Genomic DNA, 3,764 nt, shown 5'->3' on the forward strand with positions numbered 1-3,764 from the left:
CGGCGTAGGAGGCGATGCCCGACAGCCAGATTTTGTATTTCTGCGCATTGATCTCGGCCTTGTCGAGGCGCGCCACGCCCTTCGAGATGCTTGCCTTGATTTCGGCGCCATCGATCGGCAGGGAACCATTGGCGACGTCGTCAAGCGCGAAGAAGCCGCCTTGCTGGTTGCGCTTGAGGAAGGCCGGCAGGTCGAGCCCGTTGAGCGTGCCCGGCCCGAACGTCGCGGAGAACGATCCGTCGGCATTCTCAAAAATCGAATTCCACGCCTTGCCCGGTCCCTTGAGGATGACCGACACCGTGCCGGTGCCGGCCGGCACCAGCCGCGTCATTCCCGCCGCGGTGGCAAAGGCTCCCGTATCCACATCCGACGCCAGGAGCCGCAGCTCCACCTGCGTGCCCTCAGGCTTACGGTCGAAGCGCAGGCTGCTCTGGATGGTGCCGTTGAAGGCCGACGCGTCGGATATGTCGAAGACGGCAAGACCGTTCTTGACCTGCGCGGTCGCCGCGACGTCGGCGAGCTGCACCGGTCCCGCCATGGCATGCGCCGCCGACAGCCTGAGGTCGAGGTTGATACGGTCGGCGAAGCTGGTGTCGATGTCGCCTGGGCCGGCCTCGCTGGTGGGCGCGACGGGCGTGAAGGCCGACAGGAAAGATCTTAGATCCAGCGTATCGAAGGCGAGCGTGCCGGCGATCACCGGGCGCCCTTCCGCGAAGGAGAAATCCAGCGCTCCCATGCCCGGATTGTTGTTCAGCGTGACGGTCGTGTTCTCGAATTTCGCGCGCCCCGCCGAGGCGTTCACCTTGCTGGCGACCGAGACCGCCCCGATCGCGGCGCCCGGCGCGAGGCCGGCCTGCGACCACTCCAGCACGCGCCGCAGCGACGGGGCTGCGAACTTGGCCTGTCCGTCCAGATAGGCATTGTCCGACATCGAGGCCGTTCCGTCGAAGGAGAATGTCGCTGGTGCCGCCTTGAAGGAGAGGGTGACGGGCGCCGCGCCTCCGGCAAACAGCACCAGCGGTTTCGCCGAGGAGAAATCGAGCTGCACGGTCTCGCCGCGCCAGATTCCGGTCGCGGTCAGCGATGCATCGCTGTTCATCGCCTCCCAGTTCACCTGGCCGCTCAGGCTGCTCAGGATTTCGGTGTCCTTGCCGTCGGCCGTCGTCACGACGCGGCCATCGCGGAACTCGACGGTGCCGAACGGATCGGAAGGCAATCTGCCGAGGTCTGGCTTCTGCGGGTTGGCCGCGACCACACCGCGCGCGGTATCGATCGAGCGCGTGATGCGCCCGCCGGTCGGAAGCGGTGGCAGATAGAAGCCGTTCGCCATGCGCTGCACCCTGATCGTCGGGCGCACCAGCCTTGCGGTCGAGAAGGCGACGTCGCCCTGCAAGGCGGCCATGGCTGAGAGATCGACCTCCACGCGATCGGCCTCGACCACCGGCGGCGCGTCGGTCTCTGTCCATTGCGACAGGGTCACGTCGCTGAGGATGGCCCGAAACTTCGGCCAAACCTCGATGCGCGGCGAGCCGTCGATCGTGACCCTGAAGCCGCTCCAGGCGCTCAATTCCCAGGCGATGCGGTCGCGCACGATGCGGGTCGAGGCAATCAGCGGCAGCGCCGCGACCGCGAGCGCGATGACGAGCACGGCAACGCCGATCGCCCACACCCCGCGCCGGATCAAAGATGATGGCATTTCGCCCCGTATGCTTCTATTGCCGACAAAATCGCCCGACGGTGTAACCGAGCGCCGACGCTTTTCAAGTCTTTATGGCCTTGCGATGGCATTTGCGCAGGGACAGCCATGGGTCGCGCGAACAAAATCTTGCTCTGCTGCGCTGCAATATGCATAAGCGAACCGTACGACCCCGGTCCACGGTTGCGCGCCGTTTTTGGAACGATGGCATAGGCGATGTTGAGCTTAACTGGCTCGTTCGCGACGCGCTTTGGGAGGAGCGATCATGGCCGCCGACACACCTTTGTGGACCCCGACGCAGGAGCGGATCGACGCAGCGCCGTTAACCGCGTTCATGAAGGCCGCGGCAGCGAAGGTCGGGGAGGCTTTCTCCAGCTACGCGGAACTTCACCGCTGGTCGATCGAGCATCGAGAAGCTTTCTGGAGCCTGGTCTGGGATTTCTGCGGGCTTGTCGGCGACAGAGGCGAGCGGGGCCTCATCGACGGCGAGCGGATGCCCGGCGCGGCTTTCTTTCCTGACGCCAAGTTGAACTTTGCCGAGAACCTTTTGCAGAAGACCGGCGGCGGTCCTGCCATCGTCTTTCGCGGCGAGGACAAGGTCGAGCGCCGGCTATCCTGGAACGAGCTTCACGCGCTGACCTCGCGGCTGCAGCAGCTTTTCCTGTCGCTCGGCGTCAAGGCCGGCGACCGCATCGCCGCCATGATGCCGAACATGCCAGACACCATCGCCGCGATGCTGGCGGCGAGCTCGATCGGCGCGGTATGGTCGTCCTGCTCTCCCGATTTCGGCGAGCAGGGCGTGCTCGACCGCTTCGGCCAGATCGAACCGGTCGTCTTCATCGCGCCGGACGGCTATTGGTACAACGGCAAGGCGATCGAGGTGGCCGACAAGGTGCGCGCCGTGGTGGCCAAGCTCACCACGCTGCGCAAGGTGCTGATCGTCGATTATCTCGGCACCTCGGCCGACGTCGCCGCCACCATCGACGGGGCGACCGCGCTCGAAGAAGCGCTCTCGCCATTCGCCGCAAAGACCGTCAGCTTCGAGCGGCTGCCTTTCGCGCATCCGCTCTATATCCTGTTTTCCTCGGGTACGACCGGCATCCCGAAATGCATCGTGCATTCGGCCGGCGGCACGCTGATCCAGCATGTCAAGGAGCATCGCCTGCATGCCGGCCTGCTCGACGGCGACCGTCTGTTCTATTTCACCACCTGCGGCTGGATGATGTGGAACTGGCTGGTCTCGGGCCTCGCTTCCGGCGCGACGCTTTTGCTCTATGACGGCTCGCCTTTCTACCCCGACGGCAATGTGCTGTTCGATTTCGCCGATGCCGAGCAGATGACCTATTTCGGCACCTCGGCGAAGTTCATCGATTCCGTTCGCAAGGCAGGGCTCAAGCCGATCGCGACCCACGATCTGTCCAGCGTGCGCACCGTCTCCTCCACCGGCTCGCCGCTGTCGCCGGAGGATTTCCGCTTCGTCTATGACGGCATCAAGAAGGACGTGCATCTGGCCTCGATCTCGGGAGGCACCGACATCGTGTCCTGTTTCGTGCTCGGCGTTCCCACCGAGCCTGTCTGGATCGGGGAAATCCAGGGACCTGGTCTCGGCCTGGCGGTCGACGTCTGGGACGACGACGGCAAGCCGATCCGGCAGGAGAAGGGCGAGCTCGTCTGCACCAAGGCCTTCCCGTCGATGCCGATCGGCTTCTGGAACGACCCCGAGGGCAAGAAGTATCACGCCGCCTATTTCGAGCGTTTCGACAATGTCTGGTGCCATGGCGACTTCGCCGAATGGACGGCGCATGGCGGCATGATCATCCATGGCCGTTCGGATGCGACGCTCAATCCGGGCGGGGTCCGGATCGGCACGGCCGAGATCTACAACCAGGTCGAACAGATGCCGGAAATCCTCGAGGCGCTCTGCATCGGCCAGGATTTCGACAATGATGTCCGTGTCGTGCTGTTCGCGCGGCTGGCCGCCGGCGTGACCCTGGACGAGGATCTGGAAAAGCGCATCCGCGCCAGGATCCGCACCGGCGCCAGCCCGCGTCACGTGCCGGCCAGGATC

The 3,764-nt window shown here is 64.9% G+C and carries 2 protein-coding genes; one reads left to right on the forward strand and one right to left on the reverse strand.

Translation table 11 applies throughout. The annotated features are described in order from the left end of the window. A partial coding sequence (locus EOA24_RS30465; RefSeq protein WP_133374682.1) for an AsmA family protein occupies window positions 1-1,696 on the reverse strand: 1,696 nt, incomplete at its 3' end. A 265-nt stretch (window positions 1,697-1,961) separates the two neighbouring features. Here EOA24_RS30465 and EOA24_RS30470 point away from each other — a divergent pair. Continuing rightward, window positions 1,962-3,764, forward strand: a 1,803-nt coding sequence (locus EOA24_RS30470; protein WP_127410409.1) for an acetoacetate--CoA ligase, incomplete at its 3' end; no start/stop codon positions are given.

This window comes from Mesorhizobium sp. M2A.F.Ca.ET.039.01.1.1 (assembly GCF_003998035.1).
Taxonomy (GTDB): Bacteria; Pseudomonadota; Alphaproteobacteria; order Rhizobiales; family Rhizobiaceae; genus Mesorhizobium.